Below are 22,776 nucleotides of genomic sequence, written 5' to 3'. Positions count from 1 at the left end.
TCAGCGCGCCGCAGGGCGGGCCGAGGCTGGACCTTTGCCCCGCACCTGCCTAGCTTTCAGAGGCAAAGGAGTGCCCCGCATGACCAATCCCCTGCTTGCCCCCTGGACTGCCCCCTTCGGCCTGCCGCCCTTCGCCGCGATCCGGGACGAGGATTTCGCCCCCGCCTTCGATCAGGGTCTGGCCGAGGCCCGCGCCGCCATCGCCGCCATTGCGGATCAGGCCGGGGCGCCGACCTATGCCAATACCATCGCCGCGCTGGAACTGGCGGAAGGGACGCTCGACCGCGTGTCGGGGGTCTTCTACAACCTCGCCGGGGCCGACAGCACCGAGGCGCGCGAAGCGCTGATGCGCGACCTTGCCCCGAAGATGAGCGCCTTCGCCTCCGAGATCACCAACAACAAGGCACTGTTTGCCCGGATCGAAGACCTTTGGCAGCGGCGCGATGCGCTGGGGCTGGACAGTGAACAGATGCGGGTCCTGACGCTCTATCGCCGGATGTTCGTCCGGTCGGGGGCGGAACTGGAGGGCGCGGCGGCGGATCGGCTGACGGCGGTCAAGGCGCGGCTGGCCGTCCTTGGCACGCAATTCGGGCAGAACCTGCTGGCCGATGAACGCGACTGGTTCATGGTGCTGGCCGAAGAGGACCTTGAAGGTCTGCCCGCCTTCGTCGTCGATGCCGCCCGCGCGGCGGGGAAGGAGCGGGGGCAGAACGGCCCCGTCGTCACCCTGAACCGCAGCCTGATCGTGCCCTTCCTGCAATTCTCGCCCCGCCGCGACCTGCGCCGCACCGCCTATGAGGCCTGGGTGGCGCGCGGCGCAAACGGCAATGCCCATGACAACCGCGCCATCGCGGCGGAAATCCTTGCCCTGCGCGAGGAGCGGGCGAAACTTCTGGGCTATGACAGCTTTGCCACCTTCAAACTGGAACCCGAAATGGCCAAGACGCCCGATGCGGTGCGCGATCTGCTGATGCGGGTCTGGACGCCTGCGCGGGCCAAGGCCCTGTCGGATGCCGCCGTGCTGGAAGGGATGCTGCGCGCCGATGGCATCGACGATGCGCTGGAACCCTGGGATTGGCGCTACTATTCCGAAAAGCGGCGGATGGCGGAACATGACCTCGATGAGGCCGCGCTGAAGCCCTATCTGGGGCTGGAGGCGATGCTTTCCGCCATGTTCGGCTGCGCGTCCCGCCTGTTCGGGCTGGAATTCCGCGAAATCGACGGGCCGTTCTACCATCCGGATGTGCGCGGATGGGAGGTCACCCGCAAGGGCGCGCATGTCGCCGTCTTCCTTGGCGACTATTTCGCGCGGTCCTCCAAACGCTCTGGTGCGTGGTGTTCGGCCATGCGGTCGCAGCGGAAACTGGGCGGGGATCAGCGGCCCATCGTGGTGAATGTCTGCAACTTCGCCAAGGGCGACCCCGCGCTTCTGTCCTGGGATGATGCGCGGACCCTGTTCCACGAATTCGGCCATGCGCTGCATCAGATGCTGTCGGATGTCACCCATGGCTTCATCTCCGGCACCTCGGTCGCCCGCGATTTCGTGGAACTGCCCAGCCAGCTTTACGAACACTGGCTCGAGGTTCCGGCGGTGCTGGAAGAATATGCCCGCCACTGGCAGACCGGCGAACCCATGCCCGCCGATATGCGGGCCCGCCTGCTGGCCGCTGGCACCTATGACCAGGGCTTTGCCACGGTGGAATTCGTGGCCTCTGCCCTTGTCGATCTGGCCTTCCACGAAGGCGCGGCCCCGGCCGACCCGATGGCGATGCAGGCCGAGGTGCTGGAAAGCATCGGGATGCCGCAGGCGATCCGCATGCGCCACGCCACCCCGCATTTCGCCCATGTCTTTTCCGGCGACGGCTATTCGGCGGGCTATTACAGCTACATGTGGTCCGAGGTGATGGATGCCGACGCCTTCGCCGCCTTCGAGGAGGCAGGCGATCCCTTCCACCCCGAAATCGCCGCGCGGCTGGAGAAACACATCCTGTCTGCGGGCGGATCGGAAGAGGCAGAGGTTCTTTATACCCGCTTCCGGGGCCGGATGCCGGGGGTGGAGGCGCTCTTGAAGGGCAGGGGTCTTCTGGACGCCGCCTGATCCGGCCTTTCCCTTCCCGCGCGGCGGTGCTTTAACCGCCGCGCAGCAGGGGAGGGCCTCCATGACCATCGGCACGAATATCCGCACCTTCTTTGAGGGCCGCTGGCACGACGGCGACATCGCGGTGATGAAGGCCGCCGATCACGGCATCTGGCAGGGCTCGTCCGTCTTCGACGGCGCGCGGATGTTCGACGGGTTGGTCCCCGATCTGGCGAAACATTGCGCCCGGGTGAATGACAGCGCCCGCGCCCTGATGATCACCCCCACGATGGACGCGGGCGAGATGGAGGCGATCATCCGCGACGGCCTGCGCGCCTATCCGCGCGGCGCGGCGGTCTATGTCCGGCCCATGTATTGGGCCATCGACGGCTCCGACCTTGGCGTCGCGCCTGCCGAGGGCAAGACCGGATTTGCCATCAGCCTCGAACAGGTGGCCATGCCGCCCGCCGACTTCCAGACCAGCGTCACCCGCACCCGCTTTCGCCGCCCGGTGCTGGAGGATAATGTCTGCAACGCCAAGGCGGGCTGCCTTTACCCCAACAACGCGCGGATGCTGGTGGAGGCAAAGGCCAAGGGTTTCGGCAATGCGCTGGTGGCCGATGCCATGGGCAATCTGGCCGAAAGCGCCACGGCCAATGTGTTTCTGGTGAAGGATGGCGCGCTCTTCACCCCTATCCCCAACGGCACCTTCCTTGCCGGGATCACCCGCGCCCGCCACATCGCCAATGCCCGCGCGGCAGGGATCGAGGTGCATGAAACGGTGCTGACCTTCGACGATGCCCATGCGGCGGATGAGGTGTTCCTGTCGGGCAATTTCGCCAAGGTGACCTCCGTCCGCGCCTTCGACGGCACGGAATACCGGACCCGCGCGATGACGGACCGGATGCGCGGGCTGTACATGGACTGGGCCGCAGCGCAGCCGGTCTGACGGCGAAATCTGACGCAGATTTCGCGCCGGAAACTGACGCAGTTTCCGGTGCCGGAAATTGCGTCAAAAACCGCGTCTTGCACGCGGCCCGCCCCCCCGGCATGATACGCCCGCCTTGGGAGAAGAAGATGCGGAAATTCCTCGTCGTCCTTGACGACACGCGCGAATGTCTGAACGCCATGCGCTTCGCCGCCCTGCGCGCGGCCCATACCGGGGGCGGCGTGACCATCCTGTCCATCATCCCGCCCGAGGAATACCAGCACTGGATGGGCGTGGCCGATCTGATGCGCGCCGAGGCCCGCGAAAGGATCGAGGCGCATTTCGAGGTCTTTGCCAAATGGATGCGCGACAAGCAGGGCATCAACCCCGAACTGGTAATCCGCGAAGGCGACCCGGTGGTCGAGATTCTCGCCCAGGTGTCCGAAGACCCGGAAATCGGCGTTCTCGTCCTTGGCGCGGGGACCGAGAAATCCGGCCCTGGCCCGCTGGTGACCCAGATGAGCCGCAATTCCGGCAACCTGCCCATCCCCATCACCATCGTGCCGGGCGACATGTCCAAGGAACGGCTGGAAAGCATCACCTGACGCTGCGGCGCAGCAAGAATCGGTGACAGGCACGCCGCGCCGCGGCATGATCGCGGCAGGGGGGACGACCGGAAGGAGCATGCATATGCGCCATCGCCGCCCCTATTCCCTGATCCTGCCCGCGCCCCTGCGCCTTCTGATGCGCCGCGCCACCGATCCGTTGCGCTGCCGCGCCGCGCTGGCGCAGATGTATGCCTATTGGGAACCCTGATCCCGCAGGTGATGACCGGGAGTCAGGATTTAGAACCGTTCCAAACTTGACAGCGTCCCGCCCAAGGCGCATATCCGAGGGGAATTGTCGGACAAGCCCCCCGGAGGTGGCGAAATGTTCATCCAGACCGAATCCACCCCCAATCCCGCCACGCTGAAATTCCTGCCGGGGCAAACCGTGCTGGAGCTTGGCACCGCCGATTTCCCCAATGCCGAAGCGGCGGCGAAATCGCCGCTGGCCCGGCGCATCTTCGCCACGGGCGGGGTGACGGGTGTCTTCTTCGGCACCGATTTCGTCACCGTGACCAAGGCCGAAAGCGCCGAATGGGACCATATCAAGCCCGCGATCCTGGGCGCGATCATGGAACATTACCAATCCGGCGCCGCCGTGATCGAAGGCGAGGGCGCCGCCGGCGGCCATGCCGAACATACGGGCGAGGATGGCGACATCGTCCGCCAGATCAAGGAACTCCTCGATACCCGCGTGCGGCCCGCCGTGGCGCAGGATGGCGGCGACATCACCTTCCACGGCTTTGACCGGGGCGTTGTCTATCTGCACATGCAGGGCGCCTGCGCGGGCTGCCCGTCCTCGACCCTGACGCTGAAGATGGGGATCGAGAACCTCCTTCGCCATTACATCCCCGAGGTGCTGGAGGTCCGGCCCGTTGCGGCCTGATCCCCTGATCCTTGCCTTCGACACATCGGCCGCGCATTGCGCGGCCGCTTTGCTGTCCGGCGACCGGATCCTGGCCGAGGCCTGGGAGGCGATGGACAAGGGGCAGGCCGAACGCCTGCTGCCGCTTTGCGAAGAGCTGCTGGCCCAGGCAGGGCAGGGCTGGCGCGATCTCGATGCCCTCGCCGTCGGCACCGGCCCCGGCAATTTCACCGGCGTCCGCATCGCCGTTGCGGCGGCGCGCGGGCTGGCGCTGTCGCTGGGCATCCCGGCCATCGGGGTGACGCGGCTCGAGGCGCTGGCCCATGGCCTGCCGCGCCCGGTGACGGTGATCGAGGATGCCCGGCGGGACGAGGCCTATGTCCAGAGCTTCACCGCCGAAGGGGCAGGCGCTGCGGCCCTGCGTAGGATGGGCGATATCGCCCATCCTACCGGCGCGGCCACGGGCTCGGCGGCCGGGCCGCAGGCCCTGCCGCCTGCCCTGCCGCTGCACCATGCCATCGCCAGGATCGCCGCCATGCGTCTTGGCACAGACCAACCCCGCCCCGCCCCCTTCTACCTGCGCGGCGCCGATGCCGCGCCGCCCTCCGATCCGCCGCCGGTGATCCTGCCGTGACCCCCGCCGATCTCGCCGCCCTGCATGCGCGCTGCTTCAGCAGCCCCCCGCCCTGGTCCGAGGCGGCCTTCGCGGCCTTCCTTTCCGACCCGCTCGCCTTTCTTCTGGTCGAAGGCGATGCGGGCTTCCTCCTTGGCCGTGCCGTTGCGGGGGAGGCCGAACTCCTCACCCTCGCCGTCGCGCCCGAGGCGCGCCGCCGCGGGCTGGGGCGCAAGCTGGTTGCGCGCTTCCTCTATCAGGCCCGGCTGCGCAGCGCCGCCCTCGCCTTCCTCGAAGTGGCCGAGGACAACGCCGCCGCCCGCGCCCTCTATACCGGGCAGGGATTCGCCGAATCCGGGCGGCGCCCGGGCTATTACGCCCGCCCCGATGGCAGCCGCCTCGCGGCCATCATGATGCAGCGCGCGCTGGCCTGACCCCGGTCTGACCCGTGCCGCCCCCATGCCGCAACGTCGCCTGCCGCATTCTTGATCAATAAGTCAAATCCGGCCGCCCCGCTTCACAATGAGGTGTTGACCCTCCGTCGCGAATCCGCCCTAAACTGGCGCTGAACCGACGCCCGGCCGAAAGGATGGGGCGGTGCCAGACCACGACCCATAATGACAACCGGGAGACCAGTATGACCCTTATGAAGCACTTCCTCGGCGCGGCTGCCACGCTGGCGCTGACGGCCGGCGTCGCCGCGGCCGAACCGGCCGTGATCTTCGATCTTGGCGGCAAGTTCGACAAATCCTTCAACGAGGCCGCCTTCAACGGGGCCGAACGCTGGGCCCAGGAAACCGGTGGCACCTACAAGGAACTGGAGATGCAGGACGAAGCCCAGCGCGAACAGGCGCTGCGCCGTCTGGCCGAAGCGGGCTCCAACCCGATCGTGATGACGGGCTTCGCCTTCGGCGATGCGCTGACCAAGGTCGCGCCGGATTTCCCGGACACCAAATTCGCCATCATCGACATGGTCGTGGATGCGCCCAACGTCAAATCGGTGGTGTTCAACGAACATGAAGGCTCCTACCTCGTCGGCATGATGGCCGGCCTCGCCTCCAAGACCGGGACCGTCGGCTTCATCGGCGGCATGGACATCCCGCTGATCCGCAAGTTCGGCTGCGGCTATGCCCAGGGCGTGAAGGCCGTGAACCCCGATGCGACCATCGTTCTGAACATGACCGGCACCACCCCGGCCGCCTGGAATGACCCCGTCAAGGGCGCGGAACTGGCCAAGGGCCAGAAGGCACAGGGTGCGGATGTGATCTATGCCGCTGCGGGCGGCACAGGCGTCGGCGTGCTTCAGGCCGCTGCCGACGAAGGCATCCTGTCGATCGGCGTGGACAGCAACCAGAACTACATGCATCCCGGCTCGGTCCTGACCTCGATGCTCAAGCGCGTGGACAACGCGGTCTATGAGGCCTTCAAGGAAGGCACCGACCTGACCCCCGGCATCAACGTCATGGGTCTGGCCAATGACGGCGTGGGCTATGCGATGGACGAACACAATGCCGCGCTCGTGACCGCCGACATGCAGGCCGCCGTCGATGCCGCCGCCGCCAAGATCAAGTCGGGCGAACTGGTGGTTCACGACTACATGTCCGACAACACCTGCCCGGCGGCCACGTTCTGATCGCCTGACGGCATGCAACAGCGGATGCCGCGCCAGACCCTTGGCGCGGCATCTTTGATACGGACCGGTCGAACCCGCAGTGAAAAGACGGGCAACGGAACAGGGGGAACGAAATGGCGGATGCGCGCTACGCCATCGAACTGAAGGGCATTTCAAAGGCCTTCGGTCCGGTGCAGGCCAACAAGGACATCCACATCGCCGTGCCGAAAGGCACGATCCACGGGATCATCGGCGAAAACGGCGCGGGCAAGTCCACGCTGATGTCCATCCTCTACGGCTTCTACCGCGCCGATTCGGGCGAGATCCTGATCAACGGCCAGCCCACCACCATCCCCGACAGCCAGAGCGCCATCCGCGCCGGCATCGGCATGGTCTTCCAGCATTTCAAGCTGGTGCAGAATTTCACCGTCCTCGAAAACGTCGTCCTCGGGGCGGAAGAGGGGGCGCTGCTCGCGGGGTCCCTCTCCAAGGCGCGCAAGGTGCTGACCGATCTCGCGCGGGAATATGAACTGGATGTCGATCCCGACGCGGTGATCGAAGACCTCTCCGTCGGCCATCAGCAGCGGGTGGAGATCCTCAAGGCGCTGTACCGTCAGGCCGATATCCTGATCCTTGATGAACCGACGGGCGTGCTGACCCCGGCCGAGGCCGATCACCTGTTCCGCATCCTCAAGGGGCTGCGCGATCAGGGCAAGACCATCATCCTCATCACCCACAAGCTGCGCGAGATCATGGAGACGACCGACAATGTCTCGGTCATGCGGCGCGGCACCATGGTCGGCACGGTCAAGACCGCTGAGACCAGCCCCGAACAGCTTGCCGAACTCATGGTGGGCCGCAAGGTGCTTCTGGAGGTGGAGAAGAAACCCGCGATGCTGGGCCGCACCGTGCTCAAGGTCGAAGACCTACGCGTGGTCGATGAACATGGGGTGGAACGCCTGAAAGGCGTCAGCTTCGAGATTCGCGCGGGCGAGATTCTGGGGATCGCGGGTGTTGCCGGAAACGGGCAATCGGAACTGCTGGAGGCGCTGGGCGGCATCGCACGCGCCACCGGCAAGGTCACACTGAAAGGGGCCGACCTGCCCCTGTCCGGCAAGGGGTCCGACGCGCGGTCGCGCCGGGCGGCGGGCATCGCCCATGTGCCCGAGGATCGGCAGGCGCTGGGCCTGATCATGGATTTCACGGCGTGGGAGAATGTGGCCTTCGGCTATCACGACGCGCCGGAATACCAGAAGAACGCCCTCTTCATGGACAATGACGCCCTGCGCGCCGATACCGAAAAGAAGATGGCCACCTTCGACGTGCGCCCGCCGATCCCGACCCTCGCCGCCAAAAGCTTTTCGGGTGGCAACCAGCAGAAGATCGTCGTGGCGCGGGAGATCGAACGCAATCCCGACCTGCTGCTGATCGGCCAGCCGACGCGCGGGGTGGATATCGGGGCCATCGAATTCATCCACAAGCAGATCGTCAGCCTTCGCGATCAGGGCAAGGCGATCCTTCTCGTGAGCGTGGAACTCGATGAAATCCGCAGCCTGTCGGACCGCATCGCGGTGATGTTCGACGGGCGCATCATGGGCTTCCGCGACCCCGAGACGACCGATGAACGCGACCTCGGCCTGATGATGGCCGGGATGACCGGGAAAGGAGAGGCCGCCTGATGGAACGCCTGCCGCGCTGGGCCGATCTGGCCCTTGTCCCCCTGATCTCGCTCCTCCTCGCCGCGACGATTGCCGCCCTCGTCATCCTCGCCATCGGGCAGGATCCGTGGGAGGCGATCACCGTGATGGTGCAGGGCTCGGTGATGAACGCCTATGGCTGGGGCTACACGCTCTATTACGCCACCTCCTTCATGTTTACCGGGCTGGCCGTGACCGTGGCCTTCCATGCCGGTCTCTTCAACATCGGCGGCGAGGGGCAGGCACAGCTTGGCGGCCTCGGCGTCGCGCTCTGCTGCCTGTTCCTGCCCTGGCCGCACTGGTCGCTTGCCCTGATCGGGGCGACCTTTGCCGGGGCCGCCTTTGGCGCGGCCTGGGCGGCGATCCCGGCCTATCTGCAAGCGAAACGCGGCAGCCATATCGTGATCACCACGATCATGTTCAACTACATCGCCTCGGCCTTCCTGATCTTCATGCTGGTCGATGTGCTGCGCCCCGACGGGCAGATGGACCCGGCCACGGCCAACTTCCCCGAAGCCGTCCACCTGCCCACCTTGAACGAACTGCCGGGCCTCAGCCTGATCTTCACCTCGGGCGTGCCGGCCAATGTGACGCTCTTCATCGCGCTGGCCATGGCGGTGGTGGTCTGGGCGCTGTTGTGGCGCACGCGGCTGGGCTATGCGATCCGCGCCTTCGGCAAATCGGAACCCGCCGCGCGCTATGCGGGCATCTCGCCCTTCGGGATCATCATGCTGGCCATGCTGATCTCCGGGGGGCTTGCCGGGATGATGGCCATCAACAACGTGATGGGCGAGGCAGAGCGCCTTCTGGGCAATTCCGCCTCTGGCGCGGGTTTCATCGGCATCGCGGTCGCGCTGATGGGGCGCAACCATCCTGTCGGCGTGGTGCTGGCCGCCCTCCTCTTCGGCTTCCTCTTCCAGGGGGGCGCAGAGCTTGGCCTCTGGACCAAGATCCCGATCGAGATGCGGACCGTGGTCCAGGGCCTTGTCATCCTCTTCACCGGTGCCTTGGACATGATGGTGCGGATGCTGCTGACCTGGATCTTCAACCTGTTCCGCGCGGGACGTCTGGCGAAGGGGGCCGCGTGATGGATTACGCCACGCTTCTGCAAATCCTCGACTCCACGATCCGCCTTGCCACGCCGCTGCTCTTTGCCTGCCTTGCCGGGCTTTACTCCGAACGGGCGGGCATCTTCGACATCGGGCTGGAAGGCAAGATGCTGATGGCCGCCATGTCCTCGGCCTCCGTCGCCTTCCTGACGGGGTCGGTCTGGGCGGGGCTGATGGCGGGCATCCTCGCCTCCATGCTGATGGCGGGGATCCATGGCATCGCCTCCATCACCTTCCGGGGCAACCAGCTCATCTCGGGCGTGGCGCTGAATTTCGTGGCCTCCGGCATCACCGTGCTTGTCGCGCAGCGCCTCTTCGGCCAGGGCGGCCGCACCCCGCCGCTGGAGGGCGAGGCCCGCTTCCACCCCATCACCCTTCCCTTTGCCGAGGAACTGCAATCCGTCCCCATCCTCGGCCCGCTTTATCACGAGGTGATCTCGGGCCATTCCCTGCTGGTCTATGTCGCGGTCCTCACCGTGCCGCTGACCTGGTGGATATTGTTCCGCACCCGCTTTGGCCTGCGCCTGCGCGCGGTGGGGGAAAATCCGGCGGCGGTGGATACGGCGGGCATCTCGGTCAAGGGGCTGCGCTTTGCCGCCGTCGCCATCACCGGCATCCTCTGCGGTCTGGCCGGGGCCTATATGGCCACTGCCCTTCAGGCCGGTTTCGGGCGCGAGATGACGGCCGGGCGCGGCTATATCGCGCTGGCCGCCCTGATCTTTGCCAAATGGCGGCCCGTGGCGGCGCTTTGGGCCTGCCTTCTTTTCGGGTTCTTCCAGGCGCTGGCCCTGCGTCCCGACGTGGTCGAGGCGGTGGTGCAGGTCAAGATCCCCGTCCCCTTCCTCGATGCGCTGCCCTATGTGCTGACGGTGCTGGTGCTGGCGGGCTTTGTCGGCAAGGCCATCCCGCCGCGGGCGGGGGGCGAACCCTATGTGAAGGAACGGTAAGGTGACCGATACCCTCTCCCTCGTCCGCGCCCGCGCGGGCGAAGCCCCGGTCCGGCTGGGCCTGATCCTCGGCTCCGGCCTCGGCCATCTGGCGGGGGCGGTGGACGGGGTGGCCATCCCCTATGCCGATCTGCCGGGCTTTCCCCATGCGGGCGTGTCGGGGCATAACCCCAACCTTGTCATCGGCGATCTGGAAGGGGTCCGCGTCGCCGTCTTCGGCGCGCGGGAACATTACTACGAAAAGGGCAACCCCTCCGCGATGCGCCCCGCACTCGACCTGCTGAAGGCCCTGGGCGCGGATAGCCTCATCGCCACCAATGCCGCAGGCAGCCTGCGCCCCGACATCCGCCCCGGCGACCTGATGCTGCTGTCGGACCATATCAACTTCTCGGGCCTCAACCCGCTGATCGGCGAGGCCACGGATGCCCGCTTCGTCCCGATGGGCGATGCGCATGACCCCGCCCTCCGCGCCGCCCTGAAGGCCAGTGCCGAGGCCGAAGGCATCCCCCTGCCCGAAGGCGTCTATGCCTGGTATTCCGGCCCCTCCTTCGAAACCCCGGCCGAGATTCGCGCCATCCGCATCCTTGGCGGCGATGCGGTGGGCATGTCCACCGTGCCGGAAGTGATCCTCGCCCGCTTCCTCGGCCTGAAGGTCGCGGCGATTTCCACCATCACCAACATGGCGGCGGGCCTGTCGGACGAGAAGATCAGCCACGAACATACCAAGGCCATGGCGCCCCTGGGTGCGGCAAAACTGGAACGGGTGCTGCGGCATTTCCTGCGCCACCTCCGATGAGGCGGGCAAGCGTTTGACTTGCGCGCCAAAGGGGCGCAACCCTTTGGCAAGACGCCGCTTCCCCATCGGGCCGGGCCCATGCAACTCTACCTTCCGATTGCCGAAGTATCGGTCAATGCCTTCCTGCTTCTCGGGCTTGGGGGCATGGTCGGCTTTCTGTCCGGCATGTTCGGCGTGGGCGGCGGCTTCCTGATCACCCCGCTTCTCTTCTTCATCGGGGTTCCGCCTGCCGTCGCCGTGGCGACCGGGGCCAATCAGGTGGTGGCCTCTTCCGTGTCGGGCGTTCTGGCCCAGGTCCGGCGCAAGGCGGTGGATTTCCGCATGGGCACGGTGCTTCTGGTCGGCGGGATGGCCGGGTCGGGCGCGGGCATCTGGGTCTTTCAATGGATGACGCGGCTGGGCCAGGTCGATCTCTTCGTCCAGCTCTCCTATGTCCTCTTCCTCGGCCTGATCGGCAGCATGATGCTGCAGGAATCGCTGCGCGCCTGGTTCCGCGCGCAGAAGGGCGGGCCGGTGCGGCGGTCGCATGTCCATACCTGGGTGCATGGCCTGCCGCTGAAGATGAAATTCCGCGCCTCGGGCCTTTATATCTCGGTCCTGCCCCCCCTCGCCGTGGGCGCGCTGGTGGGTTTTCTTGCCGCCATCATGGGGGTGGGGGGCGGTTTCGTCATGGTCCCGGCGATGATCTACCTGCTGGGAATGCCCACCAAGGTCGTGGTCGGCACCTCGCTCTTCCAGATCATCTTCGTCACCGCCTTCACCACCTTCATGCATGCCGTCACCAGCCAGACGGTGGATATCCTTCTCGCGCTCCTCCTCATCCTTGGCGGTGTGATCGGCGCGCAGATCGGCACCTCGGTCGGCGTGCGGCTGAAGGCCGAACAGTTGCGCATCCTGCTGGCGCTTCTGGTGCTGGCCGTCTCGGTCAAGATCGCGCTGGACCTCCTCCTTCGCCCGACCGAGCTTTACTCCGTCATGCCGGGGGTCTTGCCGTGATCCGCCGCGCACTGGCCCTGTTCCTTGCCCTGATCGCCTCGCCCGCCGCCGCCTCCGAAGGCATCGTCGCGGGGATGAGCCAGAACCGCGTCTCCATCACCGCCAATTTCGACGGGTCGGAAATCCTGATCTACGGCGCGGTCAAGCGCGACGCCCCGCCGCCGGAAACCCCGCTCGAGGTCATCGTCACCGTCGAAGGCCCCGCCATGCCGGTGACCATCCGCAAGAAGGACCGTGTCGCAGGCATCTGGGTGAATACCGAAGCCGTCGCCGTGGACGCCGCCCCCTCCTTCTACGCCGTGGCCACCACCGGCCCCCTGCGCTCGATCCTTTCGGAAACCGAGGACCTGCGCCACCGCATCTCGCTCCCCCGCGTGATCCGCGCCGTCGGCGCCGCGACCGAGGCCGGCGACACCGCCAGTTTCATCGAGGCGATGCAGCGCATCCGCATCAACGAAGGCCGCTACCGGGTGCTGCAAGGGGCGGTGGAATTCACCGAACAGACCCTCTTCCGCGCCGATATCGTGCTGCCCGCCAACCTGACCGAAGGCGAATACCGAGTCCGCATCTTCCTGACGCGCGAGGGGCGGGTGGTCGATGCGCAGGACCGCGTCATCGGCGTGCGGAAAGAGGGGCTGGAACGCCTGCTCTTCAACCTCTCGCGCGAGGCGCCCTGGGCCTATGGCCTGCTCGCGCTCGCCATGGCCGCCTTCGCCGGCTGGGCCGCCTCGGCGGGCTTCCGGCTCATCCGGACCTGACCTCTCACGAAACCGCGAGGGGCGGGGTGGGGGGCTCATCCCCCGCCTTGCGCAACCCCGCCCCGATCCCAACCTTTCCGCAAACGGAAAGGAGCCCCGATGACCCCCGCCCGCCTGTCACTTGTCACGATTGCCGCCTTTGCCCTCGCCCCGGCCGCCCTGGCGCAGGCCGCGCCGGAAAACAGCCTCGCATTCGGCTTTGCTCTGGTCCCCGATTATGACGGCTCCGCCGATTACAGCCTCCGCCCCGCCATCAATGGCAGCTTCTCCTTCGGCGATGTGACGCTCGATCTGCGCGGCACCGGCCTGCGGGCCGATCTGATCGCCGGTCCCGTCGCGGCCGGTCCGGTGCTGAATTACCGCTTCGGCCGATCCTCCGATGTGGACAATCCGCAGGTCGCGGCCCTGCCCGAAACCGAGGATGCGCTGGAACTCGGCGCCTTCGTCAGCGTCCCGCTGAACGGCACGGTGGCGCTTTCGGCGGACCTTCTGGCCGATGTCAGCGGCACGCATGACGGGGTTCTGGCCAGCCTCTCTGCCGATTGGCGGCAGCCGGTCTCCGACCGGATGGCGGTCTTCGCCTCGGCCTCCGTCTCGGCCATGGATGCCAATTTCGCCCAGACCTATTACGGCATCACCGCCGCCGGTGCGGCGGCCAGCGGCCTGCCCGCCTATGCCCCCGGCGGCGGCCTGCGCGATGCGGGCCTCACCCTCGGCGCGAGCTATGACCTGACCGACCGCACCACCCTGACCGCCGCCATCGGCTATCGCCGCCTACTTGGCGACGCCGCCGACAGCCCCATCGTGCAGGCGGGCGACCGCGACCAGATGACCCTGCGCCTCGGTCTCGGCTGGGCCTTCTGATCCGCTACAGCGCCGCCAGCGCAAAGCCCAGATGCGTGGCCGCATGGGCCAGCATCGCCGCCTCCAGCCCCTGCCGCAGCAGCGCCGCGCCATAGATCAGGCCAAGCGCCGCATTCCACAGCAGCGTCCGCAGGATCAGGGGCAGGGTGACCGCCTCCACCCCCATCGCCACGGCGGGCAGATGCGCCAGGGCAAAGGCCAGCGCCGCGAGTCCCGCCGCGCCCCATAGCGCCGCCCGGCGCGGCAGCACCCGCATCAGCCCCAGCGCCACCAGCGCCAGCAAACCCCAGCGGAAGATCACCTCTTCCACCATCCCGCCATAAAGCACACCCAGCGCCACCATCGCCGCCGTGCGCCCCTCGCGCAGGCTGGCCACCCCCTCCACCGCCCAGAGCGGGGCCAGCGCATGGTCAAGCTTCGCCACAGCCAGCCCCGCCGCCACACCGGCGCCCGCCCAGTAGGCCAGCTCCCGCCACCCGATCCGCGACCCCAGCACCAGCACCGATCGCAGGCCCAGCTTCGGCGCGGCCCAGGCCCCCGCCAGCGCCATCAGGATCAGCAGGATCGCCGGATTGGCCATCACCGCCAGCGGCGGAAGGCCCGGTGGCAGATCGGCAAGAAAGGGCAGGGCCACCACGCCGGGCAGGCCGACAAGGATGGCGGCACAGGTGCGGATCGGAAAGGAACGGTCGGTCATCGCAAGGCTCCGTCGTGGCGGATCGGTCAGGGGGAAGGGGCGTTGCAATTGCCCGCCTCCGCCCTGCCTGTCAAGCCGCCTTCGCCTCGGCCCGCCCGGCGACCCGCGCCATCGTCACCCCCCGCGCGATGTTCAGCACCATCAGCGCGGCCCAGAGGCCGTGATTGCCAAAGACGGGCGGCAGCAGCAGCACCGCCACCCCATAGCAGGCAACCGATATCGCCATCGTTCGCCGCATCTCGGCCGTCAGCGTGGCCCCGATGAAGATGCCGTCATAGATCCAGGAAAACACCCCGATCAGCGGCGCCACCACCAGCCAGGGCAGGAAATCCCGCGCCGCCGCCCGCACCTCGGGCGCCGTCGTCATCAGGTCGATGATCCAGGGCCCCGCCAGCCCGAACCCCGCCGCCAGCGCCCCGGCCCCCAGAACGCCCCAGAGCATCGCCATCCGTGCCGCCTGCCGCACGGCCTCCCGCGCCCGCGCGCCCACCGCCTGCCCGACCAGCGTCTCGGCCGCGAAGGCGAACCCGTCCAGCGCATAGGCCGTGATCGACAGGAACTGCATCAGCACCTGATTGGCGGCCAGCACCACATCCCCCTGCCGCGCGCCCAGAAAGACGAAACTCGTGAAACTCGCCTGCAACAGCACCGACCGCAGCATGATATCCCGGTTCACCGCGAACATCACCCGCAGCGCCGCCCCATCCGGCACCCGCGCCACCGCCGCCCGCCACACCGGCAGCAGCCCGTCCCGGCACAGCCAGAGGCCCAGCACCAGCCCGCTCCACTCCGCGATCAGCGTGGCGATGGCCACGCCCTGCACGCCCCAGCCCAGGCCCAGCACGAACCACAGGTCCAGCGCCACATTCACCCCGTTGATCCAGAGTTGCAGCACCAGCACCGCCCGCGTCCGCTCTACCGCGATCAGCCAGCCGGTCACCGCATAGGCGGCAATGGTCGCAGGCGCGCCCCAGATGCGGATGGCCAGATAGTCGCGCGCCAGCGCCTCCACCTCCGCCCCGGCGGGGGCGATGGCAAAGGCCGCCCGGAACAGCCAGCCCTGCAACAGGATGAACACCACCCCCGCGCCCACCCCGATCAGCAGGGCGCGCAGCAGGATCGCCCCGCGCTCGGCCCTGTCCCCCGCGCCATGCGCCTGCGCGGCAAGGCCCGTCGTCCCCATCCGCAGGAAGCCGAACACCCAGTAGAGCATCGTCAGGATCACCGCCCCGATCCCCACCGCCCCGATCGGCGCCGCCGCCCCCATCTGCCCCACCACGCCCGTATCCACCGCCCCCAGCAGCGGCACGGTCGCATTCGAGATCACGATGGGCGCCGCGATCTTCAGAAGGCGGCCATGGGTCAGGTCGGTCATGATGGGGGCAGAGTGACCGAAGGGCAGGGCAGGGGGAAGGGGGCATGGTGCAGGCCAGGCCCGAGGGAGCGCCCCGCCCTTTTCTCAGGGCGTCCCGCTGTCTAGACTGCCCGGCCATCCGCCACTGCGCCCCGCATCGAAGGAGAGCCGCCATGCGCCTTGAAATCTTCCGCCTCGGCCCCGACACGGCCCGCAGCCTCGGCCCGGTGGACCCCGAGATCTTCGATGACGAGATCGACCCCGAAAAGCTTGCCGCCTTCGTCGCCTGCGACACCCATCTTCTGGTCGTCGCCCGCGCCGAGGGCCTTGTCATCGGCCAGATCCGCGCCATCCTGCACCATCAGCCTGACGGGCCGACCCAGCTCTATATCGACAATCTCGGCGTCGCGCCCACCCATCTGCGGCAGGGGATCGCCACCCGCCTGCTGGAGGAAGCGCTGCTCTGGGGCAAGGGCGCCGGCTGCGTCGAGGCCTGGGTCGCAACCGAACCCGACAATGCGGCCGCCCGCGCGCTCTACAGCAAATTCATGTCCGAACCCGAAGAGACCATGGCCTATTTCCAGATGGCCATCCGCTGACCGCCCGCGCCCGGCCCTCGCGCGGCAGGACAGGCCCCTGACCACCGCGCCGCCCCGCCGCGAGACCGTGAAACCCATGCCGAAGAATCATCATATTCACATTTTATGTTTCATCCTTGCCTTTCCCTAAGCCCGCCCCGTGCGCGCCCGTAGCCTCATCTGGCAGGGGGTTACCTGTCGGCTCAAGGGACGAAGAAGATGCAATCGGATCTACAGGAACGGCTGGCCTATCTGGGGCTTACGGAAGAGGACCTCGCCCTCGCAGGGCGGCATTCCGCGGCGCTGATGGCGGCGCTCGGCCCGATCCTGGACCGTGCCTATGACACCATCCTGAAAACCCCCAAAACCTCGCGCTTCTTCCAGGACGAGGCCCATGCCAACCGTGCCAAGCAGTTGCAGATGACGCATTGGGGCCGCCTCACCTCCGGCAAGATCGACGAGGATTACGTCGCCCTCGTCACCCGCATCGGCCGCATCCATGCCCGCATCGGGCTGGAACCGCGCTGGTACATGGACAGCTATTCGCTCATCTTCCGCGGCATCATCGAGGATTTCTTCCCCAGCCTCCTCTCCTCCGGCCTCTTCGGCCGGGCGAAGACGGGCGAAGCAACCCGCCTCCTGTCGATCTACTTCCGCCTTGCCATGCTCGACATGGATTACGGCATCTCCACCTATTTCGAGGCGCTGGATGTCGAACGCCGCGCCAAGGCCGAACAGGAACGCGACATCGCCGATACGCTGGCCGCCTCGGTGACCGAGGTATCCTCAACGATCGAAGAGCTTTCCGCCTCCATCAAGGAAAACGCTACCGCCGCCCAGGCCACCAAGGAGGCCGCGCTGCGCGTGTCGGAAAACGCCGTCGCCGGGGGCGAGGCGGTGCGCTCCACCATGCTCGCCATGGAAGAGATCGCCACCCGCATCAAGGTGGTGACCGAAATCGCCCGCCAGACCGATCTCCTCGCCCTGAATGCGGCGGTCGAGGCGGCCCGCGCAGGCGCCCAGGGCGCAGGCTTCGCCGTGGTCGCGACCGAGGTCCGCCGCCTCGCCGAACGCTCCGCCGAAGCCGCGGCCGAGATCGACACCGCCACCTCGGGCAGCCTGACCGCCGCCCGCTCCGCCGCCGCGACCCTCACCCGTCTGGTGCCGGAAATCCAGCAGACCGGCACCCTCGTCGCCTCCATCGCCGATACCTCGGTGGAACAGGCGACAGCCGTGGAAGAGATCAACACCACCGTCCTGCGCCTCTCCGGCCTCGCCGGAGAGATCGGCAGTGGCGCCGAGGGGATGCAGGCGCGCAAGCCGAAGGCCAAATCCGCCCCCGTCCGCTACGCCCCCTCCGCCTTCGCCCTCGCCGGCTGACCGCCTATTCCGCCGGGTCGTCAGGCCCGGCGGGCATCAGGAAATGCCCCGTGCCCTGCGCGAAAAGCCGGGCGCGGTTGTCCTGCCAGGCCTCCACATGCACGCTCGCATAGCGCCGCCCCGACCGGTTCACCCGCGCCCGTGCATAGGCATCGCGCGGCAGGCCCGTCCGCAGGTAATCCACCGTGAAGTCGATGGTCTTGGGCAAGCGCAGCGGCCGGTCCGCGATCGCCGCAGGGTCCAGCTTGCCCGCCTCCATCTCCTCCCACAGGATCGACCAGCTCAGCTCGATGATCGCCGCCACCTCCAGAAAGGCCGCCGTCACCCCGCCATGCAGCGCAGGCAGCGCCGGGTTCCCGATCAGCTTGTCGTCAAAGGGCAGGATCGCCGTCAGCTCATCGCCGCGCCGGTCGAACTGGATGCCCAGATACTGGATATAGGGCACCCCGGACAGCAGCGTCTTCAGCGCCCCGTCGCGCCGCTGCTTGATCACCTGCACCGGTTCCGGCCGCTCGCGCGTCATTTCACACCCCTCGGCCGGTCCAGCGTGAAGACCCCCGTCGCCGCCGCCACGGGGCGGCTGTCATCCTCATCCGTCGCTGTCACCCGCACAAAGGCCACCGACCGCGTCACATGGTAACATTCCGCCCGCGCCGTGATCGCCTGTCCCGGCGTCGCCGCGCGGAAATAGTCGATCCGCAGGTCCAGCGTCGCCGTCGAAACCGGGGCCGACGGGTGGCACATCACCGCCGCCCCGCTGGCCGTATCCATCAGCGCCGACACCGCGCCGCCATGCAGCACCCCCGTCGCCGGATCGCCCACAAAGCGCGTGTCATAGGGCATGGTCATCACCACACGCCCCTCGCCCAGCGACTCCAGCCGCATCCCCAGCGCGCGCGAATGGGGGATCGCCTCGATGAACCGCCGGGCCAGCGCCATCACATCCTGTGCCGTAACGTCAGACATTGCCAAACCCCTTCCGCCGCCAATAATCCCGGCCCGCCGGCCAAGCGCAACCCCGCCCCGGCCCCGAACCCTGGTTGCCGTTACGGCAATTCGTTGCGCCAAAGGCCCCATCGGCCTATGCTCCGGCCAAGGAGATGCCCCATGTCCGACACCCGCCTCAGCTTCAAGGAGATGTGCGCCAGGTTCGACGTGACGCCGCGCACCCTGCGCTATTACGAATATATCGAGCTTCTCCAGCCCGAAAAGGAAGGCCGCGCCCGCTTCTACGGCCCGCGCGAGGTGGCGCGCATGACGCTCATCCTGCGCGGCCGCCGCTTCGGCTTCTCCCTCGAAGAAATCCGCCAATGGCTGCTGATCTACCGCCAGAAGGGCACCCGCCCGCAGCTTGAGGCATGGCTCAAGCTCGCCGACCGGCAGCTTGACGCGCTGGATCGCCAGATCACCGACCTCACCGCCGCGCGCGAAGACCTCAAGAGCCTGCGCGCCACGGCGGAAGAGGAACTTTCGCGCCTGCCCGAAGCCTAGCGCGTCTCGCGCGCCTTCAGCCGCACCTCCAGCCGCCGCATCAGCAGGCTCAGCCCGATGGTCATGGTCAGATAGATCAGCGCGGCCACGTTGTAGGTTTCGAAATACTTGAAATTCCCTGCCGCCGTGACCTTGGCCAGTTGCGTGATGTCCCCCACGCCCAGGACCGACACCAGCGAGGAATCCTTCACCATCGCCACGAAATCATTGCCCAGGGGTGGCAGGATCATCCGGAACGCCTGGGGAAAGGTGATATGCCGGAACCGCTGCCATCCGTTCAGGCCCAAAGCCTGCGCCGCCTCCACCTGCCCCTTGTCCACCGCCTGAAGTCCGGCCCGGAAAATCTCGGCCAGAAAGGCCGCATAGGCCAGGATCAGCGCCAGCACCGCCCGCCACAGCAGGGGGAAATCCCGCGTCCGCACCGGCTCCCACCCCAGGGGCTCCAGCACCGCATTGATCCCCGCCACGCCCAGCGGCGCCAGAACGAAGGCCACATAGAGCAGCAGCACGATGATCGGGACGCCCCGCATCACCTCGATATACAACCGGCAGACCTGCCGCAGGATCAGGAACCGCGACAGGCAGCCCACCGCAAGGCCAAGGCCCAGAAGGCAGGCCCCCAGATAGGCCACCACCGACACCATCACCGTGATCCAGATGCCCTTGGTCAGGGTGGACAGCACGGCGGAATATTCCGGGTTCGCCAGCACCTCATAGAACAGCCACAGCCCGACCCCGCAGACGAGGACGAGCCACCAGGGAAAATCCTTCTCCGGCAGCGGGTTCGGCGTCATGCGAAAGGCCCCCAAAGCAAAGGCCCCGGCATCGCCTCCGGGGCCTTCATGTCACTGGTGCGAAGGATCATTCGCCCATCTTGTATTCAAGGAACCACTTGGTGTTCAGCGCGTCCAGCGTGCCATCCGCTTTCATGCTGGCAATGGCCGCATTGATCGGCGCGACAAGGTCAGATCCTTTCGGGAAGATGAAACCGAAATCCTCGGCCCCCAGCGGCTCGCCGATGATCTTCAGCCCGCCTTCCGACGACGCGACATAGCCATTGGCCGCCGTGCTGTCGGACAGGACGAGATCGACATCGCCCGCGCGCAGCGCCTCAAGCCCCGCGCCGAAGGTTTCGAACTTCACGATGCGCGGGTTTTCCTCATTGCCGTCCAGCACCTCATAGACGCCCACATAGAAGGGCGTGGTCCCCGGCTGCGCCGCCATCAGAAGATCGGCATTGGCGGCAAAGGACGCGGCATCCGTGAACCGCTCCTCATCCCCCCGCACCATCATCAGCATTTCCGACCGCATATAGGCGTCCGAGAAATCCACCTTGTCCTTGCGGTCATCGCGGATCGTGATGCCGGTCATGCCCAGATCGAACTGGCCTTCCGACACCGCCGGGATCATCGCATCCCAGGAGATGTTCTCATATTTGACGGTAATGTTCAGCCGCTTGGCAATCTCGGCCATCGCGTCATATTCCCAGCCGATCGCCTTGCCGTCCTTGTCCAGGAATTGCAGCGGCGGATAGGCGTTCTCGGTCACGACCACGACCTCGCGGCCGCCCAGATCGGGCACGTCCTGCGCAAAGGCGGTGGTGGCGGTCAGGCCCAGGGCCAGCGTCAGGCCGCTCGTCACTCCGGCGGCCCATGCAGTCAGCGTCATCGGTGTTCTCCCCGTTTATGCATCCAGTCTGGCGGCAGACTATGGGGTGCGACCCCGCCCCTGTCCAGAGAAGGGGATGCCGAATCCGCCCGGAAAGAGGGTTAAATCTTCCTTCCTGCCGCGCGCGTGGCCACAGTTTGCTGCACAAAAGGCGGCACAGGAAACGGCACAGCCGTTTTCGCAGGCCCACCCCGGTAAATGCTGCGTTCTCAGGTGCTTGCGCCGCAGACCGGGCAATCCGCCCGGCGCCTGACCGAAATCACCCGCGTCTCTGCAAACAACGCATCATGGATCATCAGACGGCCCTTCAGCGTCTCGCCCGCCCCGGTGATTTCCTTCACCGCCTCCATCGCCATGATCGACCCGATCACGCCGGGCAGAGGGGCCGCGACCCCCGCCTCGGCGCAGCTTGGCACCATGCCGGGGGCAGGGCGGGTGGGAAAGACGCATTCATAGCAGGGCCCGCCTTGCGCCGGATGGAACAGCGACACCTGCCCCTCCCATTGCGTAATTGCCCCTGAAATCAGGGGCTTACCCAGTTCGACCGCCACCCGGTTGACCATGTAGCGCGTGTCGAAATTGTCCGTTCCGTCCAGGATCAGGTCATACTCGGCAAACAGCGCCCGCGCCGTTTCTTCCTCCAGCCGCCGCTTGTAGGGCCGCAATTCGATGAAAGGGTTGATCGCCCGCAGCGCGATCTCGGCCGAAAACACCTTGGGCATCCCGATCCGCGCATCGGCATGGATGATCTGCCGTTGCAGGTTCGACCCATCCACCATGTCATCATCGACAAAGCCAAGGATGCCCACCCCCGCCCCCGCCAGATACATCAGCGCGGGCGATCCAAGCCCCCCGGCCCCGATCACCAATACCTTGGAATCCTTCAGCTTTCTCTGCCCCGGCCCACCGATCTCGCGCAGGATGATGTGCCGCGCATAGCGGTCCAGCTCCGCCGGACGAAAGGCCCCCGAAGGTGCCGCCGCCTCCACCGGCGCGGCCTTGGCCCGCAGCCGCGCCACAAGGGATTGATATCCCAGCACAATCCCCGCCACCACCCCGAAGGCCAGCCAGACCCGCGCCTCCCCCCCCGTCGCAGCCCGCAGCGGATGCCCGTCCGGCAGCAGCAGATGCAGCCCCACCACCCCCAGCCAGAGCGTGACGATCATCCCCAGACGCAGCCGCACCGGCGCCTTCATCAGCGCCCCGATCCCCCAGAGCGCCCCCGCCATTGCCAGAACAAGGATCATCGCTTGCCCGTGGACCCGAAGCCGCCCGCGCCCCGCGCCGTGTCGGACAGGGCATCAACCTCTTGGAATTGCACCTGAATCACCGGGGCCACGATCATCTGTGCGATGCGGTCGCCATGCCGGATCGTGTAAGGCTCCGCCCCCAGATTGACCAGCGCCACGCCCAGGGGACCCCGGTAATCGCTGTCGATGGTCCCCGGCGTATTGGGCAGGGTGATCCCGTGTTTCAGCGCCAGCCCCGACCGGGGCCGGATCTGCATCTCGAAGCCCGGCGGGATCTCCACCCGCAGCCCGGTCGGCACCACCGCCCGATGCATCGGGTCCAGCGTGAAGCCGCTTTCGCGGTCCTCGGGCAGCAGGTTCGCCCGGATATCCGCCCCCGCCGATCCCGGCGTCTCATAGGCGGGAAGGCCGAGCGTGCGGTCGGCCCATTCCTCCCACAGCAGCTTCAGGACAGTCATGCCCAACCCCTTGTGAAACCAAAAGTTTTCGAA

26 protein-coding genes are annotated in these 22,776 nt (G+C 67.1%); 18 read left to right on the top strand and 8 right to left on the bottom strand.

Annotation, left to right across the window (positions count from 1 at the left end):
* Window positions 1-79: 79 nt before the first annotated feature.
* The 15 genes from C0V75_RS00980 (at window position 80) to C0V75_RS00915 (ending at window position 13,867) form a co-directional block, all read left to right on the top strand.
* Complete coding sequence (locus tag C0V75_RS00980; RefSeq protein WP_101919035.1) at window positions 80-2,098, top strand: M3 family metallopeptidase; 2,019 nt, start codon at window positions 80-82, stop codon at window positions 2,096-2,098.
* Between the two features lie 61 nt (window positions 2,099-2,159).
* Complete coding sequence (locus tag C0V75_RS00975; protein WP_101919034.1) at window positions 2,160-3,026, top strand: branched-chain amino acid aminotransferase; 867 nt, start codon at window positions 2,160-2,162, stop codon at window positions 3,024-3,026.
* A 128-nt stretch (window positions 3,027-3,154) separates the two neighbouring features.
* A complete protein-coding gene (locus C0V75_RS00970) occupies window positions 3,155-3,610 on the top strand; it encodes a universal stress protein (protein WP_101919033.1) in 456 nt (151 codons plus the stop codon).
* An 85-nt stretch (window positions 3,611-3,695) separates the two neighbouring features.
* A complete protein-coding gene (locus tag C0V75_RS23900; RefSeq protein ID WP_256377148.1) occupies window positions 3,696-3,821 on the top strand; it encodes a hypothetical protein in 126 nt (41 codons plus the stop codon).
* Window positions 3,822-3,935: 114 nt separating this feature from the next.
* Entirely contained in the window at window positions 3,936-4,496 is a 561-nt protein-coding gene (locus C0V75_RS00965; protein ID WP_101919032.1) for a NifU family protein, read from the top strand.
* Window positions 4,486-5,109 (top strand): tRNA (adenosine(37)-N6)-threonylcarbamoyltransferase complex dimerization subunit type 1 TsaB, encoded by a 624-nt coding sequence (gene tsaB, locus C0V75_RS00960; RefSeq protein WP_101919031.1) that lies wholly within the window; start codon window positions 4,486-4,488, stop codon window positions 5,107-5,109. The genes C0V75_RS00965 and tsaB overlap by 11 nt, the downstream gene beginning before the upstream one ends.
* On the top strand, window positions 5,106-5,522 hold the full coding sequence (locus tag C0V75_RS00955; protein WP_101919030.1) for a GNAT family N-acetyltransferase: 417 nt from the start codon (window positions 5,106-5,108) through the stop codon (window positions 5,520-5,522). The genes tsaB and C0V75_RS00955 overlap by 4 nt, the downstream gene beginning before the upstream one ends.
* 203 nt (window positions 5,523-5,725) lie before the next feature.
* The gene (locus C0V75_RS00950; protein WP_101919029.1) at window positions 5,726-6,721 is read left to right on the top strand and encodes a BMP family protein; all 996 of its coding nucleotides are present in this window, start codon (window positions 5,726-5,728) and stop codon (window positions 6,719-6,721) included.
* 113 nt (window positions 6,722-6,834) lie between these two features.
* Window positions 6,835-8,379, top strand: a complete 1,545-nt coding sequence (locus tag C0V75_RS00945) for an ABC transporter ATP-binding protein (protein WP_101919028.1) — start codon at window positions 6,835-6,837, stop codon at window positions 8,377-8,379.
* Window positions 8,379-9,485 (top strand): ABC transporter permease, encoded by a 1,107-nt coding sequence (locus C0V75_RS00940; RefSeq protein WP_101919027.1) that lies wholly within the window; start codon window positions 8,379-8,381, stop codon window positions 9,483-9,485. The genes C0V75_RS00945 and C0V75_RS00940 overlap by 1 nt, the downstream gene beginning before the upstream one ends.
* Window positions 9,485-10,453: an ABC transporter permease gene (locus C0V75_RS00935; protein ID WP_101919026.1), complete on the top strand. Its 969-nt coding sequence runs from the start codon at window positions 9,485-9,487 to the stop codon at window positions 10,451-10,453. Before C0V75_RS00940 ends, C0V75_RS00935 begins: the two co-directional genes overlap by 1 nt.
* 1 nt (window position 10,454) lies before the next feature.
* Entirely contained in the window at window positions 10,455-11,249 is a 795-nt protein-coding gene (locus tag C0V75_RS00930) for a purine-nucleoside phosphorylase (RefSeq protein ID WP_101919025.1), read from the top strand.
* A gap of 78 nt (window positions 11,250-11,327) precedes the next feature.
* The gene (locus C0V75_RS00925; RefSeq protein WP_101919024.1) at window positions 11,328-12,245 is read left to right on the top strand and encodes a sulfite exporter TauE/SafE family protein; all 918 of its coding nucleotides are present in this window, start codon (window positions 11,328-11,330) and stop codon (window positions 12,243-12,245) included.
* Window positions 12,245-13,003 (top strand): TIGR02186 family protein, encoded by a 759-nt coding sequence (locus C0V75_RS00920; protein ID WP_254216381.1) that lies wholly within the window; start codon window positions 12,245-12,247, stop codon window positions 13,001-13,003. Before C0V75_RS00925 ends, C0V75_RS00920 begins: the two co-directional genes overlap by 1 nt.
* A 99-nt stretch (window positions 13,004-13,102) precedes the next feature.
* On the top strand, window positions 13,103-13,867 hold the full coding sequence (locus C0V75_RS00915; RefSeq protein WP_101919023.1) for a MipA/OmpV family protein: 765 nt from the start codon (window positions 13,103-13,105) through the stop codon (window positions 13,865-13,867).
* 4 nt (window positions 13,868-13,871) lie between these two features.
* Here the strand turns inward: C0V75_RS00915 and C0V75_RS24020 are convergent, their stop codons facing one another.
* A complete protein-coding gene (locus C0V75_RS24020) occupies window positions 13,872-14,564 on the bottom strand; it encodes a type II CAAX prenyl endopeptidase Rce1 family protein (RefSeq protein ID WP_101919022.1) in 693 nt (230 codons plus the stop codon).
* Window positions 14,565-14,634: 70 nt separating this feature from the next.
* The gene (locus tag C0V75_RS00905; protein WP_101919021.1) at window positions 14,635-15,939 is read right to left on the bottom strand and encodes an MATE family efflux transporter; all 1,305 of its coding nucleotides are present in this window, start codon (window positions 15,937-15,939) and stop codon (window positions 14,635-14,637) included.
* A gap of 152 nt (window positions 15,940-16,091) precedes the next feature.
* Between C0V75_RS00905 and C0V75_RS00900 the strand changes: the two genes are divergently transcribed.
* Complete coding sequence (locus C0V75_RS00900) at window positions 16,092-16,517, top strand: GNAT family N-acetyltransferase (protein WP_143710366.1); 426 nt, start codon at window positions 16,092-16,094, stop codon at window positions 16,515-16,517.
* Window positions 16,518-16,715: 198 nt separating this feature from the next.
* The gene (locus tag C0V75_RS23225; protein WP_216821384.1) at window positions 16,716-17,876 is read left to right on the top strand and encodes a globin-coupled sensor protein; all 1,161 of its coding nucleotides are present in this window, start codon (window positions 16,716-16,718) and stop codon (window positions 17,874-17,876) included.
* Between the two features lie 4 nt (window positions 17,877-17,880).
* Here C0V75_RS23225 and C0V75_RS00890 read toward each other — a convergent pair whose 3' ends face one another.
* Entirely contained in the window at window positions 17,881-18,399 is a 519-nt protein-coding gene (locus C0V75_RS00890; protein ID WP_101919019.1) for a PaaI family thioesterase, read from the bottom strand.
* A complete protein-coding gene (locus tag C0V75_RS00885) occupies window positions 18,396-18,842 on the bottom strand; it encodes a PaaI family thioesterase (protein ID WP_101919018.1) in 447 nt (148 codons plus the stop codon). The genes C0V75_RS00890 and C0V75_RS00885 overlap by 4 nt, the downstream gene beginning before the upstream one ends.
* Before the next feature lie 141 nt (window positions 18,843-18,983).
* On the opposite strand from C0V75_RS00885, the gene C0V75_RS00880 reads away from it, so the two are divergent.
* Window positions 18,984-19,367, top strand: a complete 384-nt coding sequence (locus C0V75_RS00880; protein ID WP_101919017.1) for a MerR family DNA-binding transcriptional regulator — start codon at window positions 18,984-18,986, stop codon at window positions 19,365-19,367.
* Here C0V75_RS00880 and C0V75_RS00875 read toward each other — a convergent pair.
* The 4 genes from C0V75_RS00875 to dut form a co-directional block, all read right to left on the bottom strand.
* Window positions 19,364-20,161 (bottom strand): amino acid ABC transporter permease, encoded by a 798-nt coding sequence (locus tag C0V75_RS00875; RefSeq protein WP_101919016.1) that lies wholly within the window; start codon window positions 20,159-20,161, stop codon window positions 19,364-19,366. The genes C0V75_RS00880 and C0V75_RS00875 overlap by 4 nt on opposite strands.
* Before the next feature lie 67 nt (window positions 20,162-20,228).
* Window positions 20,229-21,035, bottom strand: a complete 807-nt coding sequence (locus tag C0V75_RS00870) for a transporter substrate-binding domain-containing protein (protein ID WP_101919015.1) — start codon at window positions 21,033-21,035, stop codon at window positions 20,229-20,231.
* Between the two features lie 209 nt (window positions 21,036-21,244).
* Window positions 21,245-22,282, bottom strand: a complete 1,038-nt coding sequence (locus tag C0V75_RS00865; RefSeq protein WP_101919014.1) for a molybdopterin-synthase adenylyltransferase MoeB — start codon at window positions 22,280-22,282, stop codon at window positions 21,245-21,247.
* Complete coding sequence (gene dut, locus C0V75_RS00860) at window positions 22,279-22,743, bottom strand: dUTP diphosphatase (RefSeq protein WP_101919013.1); 465 nt, start codon at window positions 22,741-22,743, stop codon at window positions 22,279-22,281. The genes C0V75_RS00865 and dut overlap by 4 nt, the downstream gene beginning before the upstream one ends.
* Window positions 22,744-22,776: the final 33 nt, after the last annotated feature.

The sequence above is a fragment of the Tabrizicola sp. TH137 genome, from assembly GCF_002855575.1.
Lineage (GTDB): Bacteria > Pseudomonadota > Alphaproteobacteria > Rhodobacterales > Rhodobacteraceae > Paragemmobacter.
Note: the sequence above shows the minus strand (reverse complement) of the source record. Positions and strands in the feature narration are given on the sequence as shown.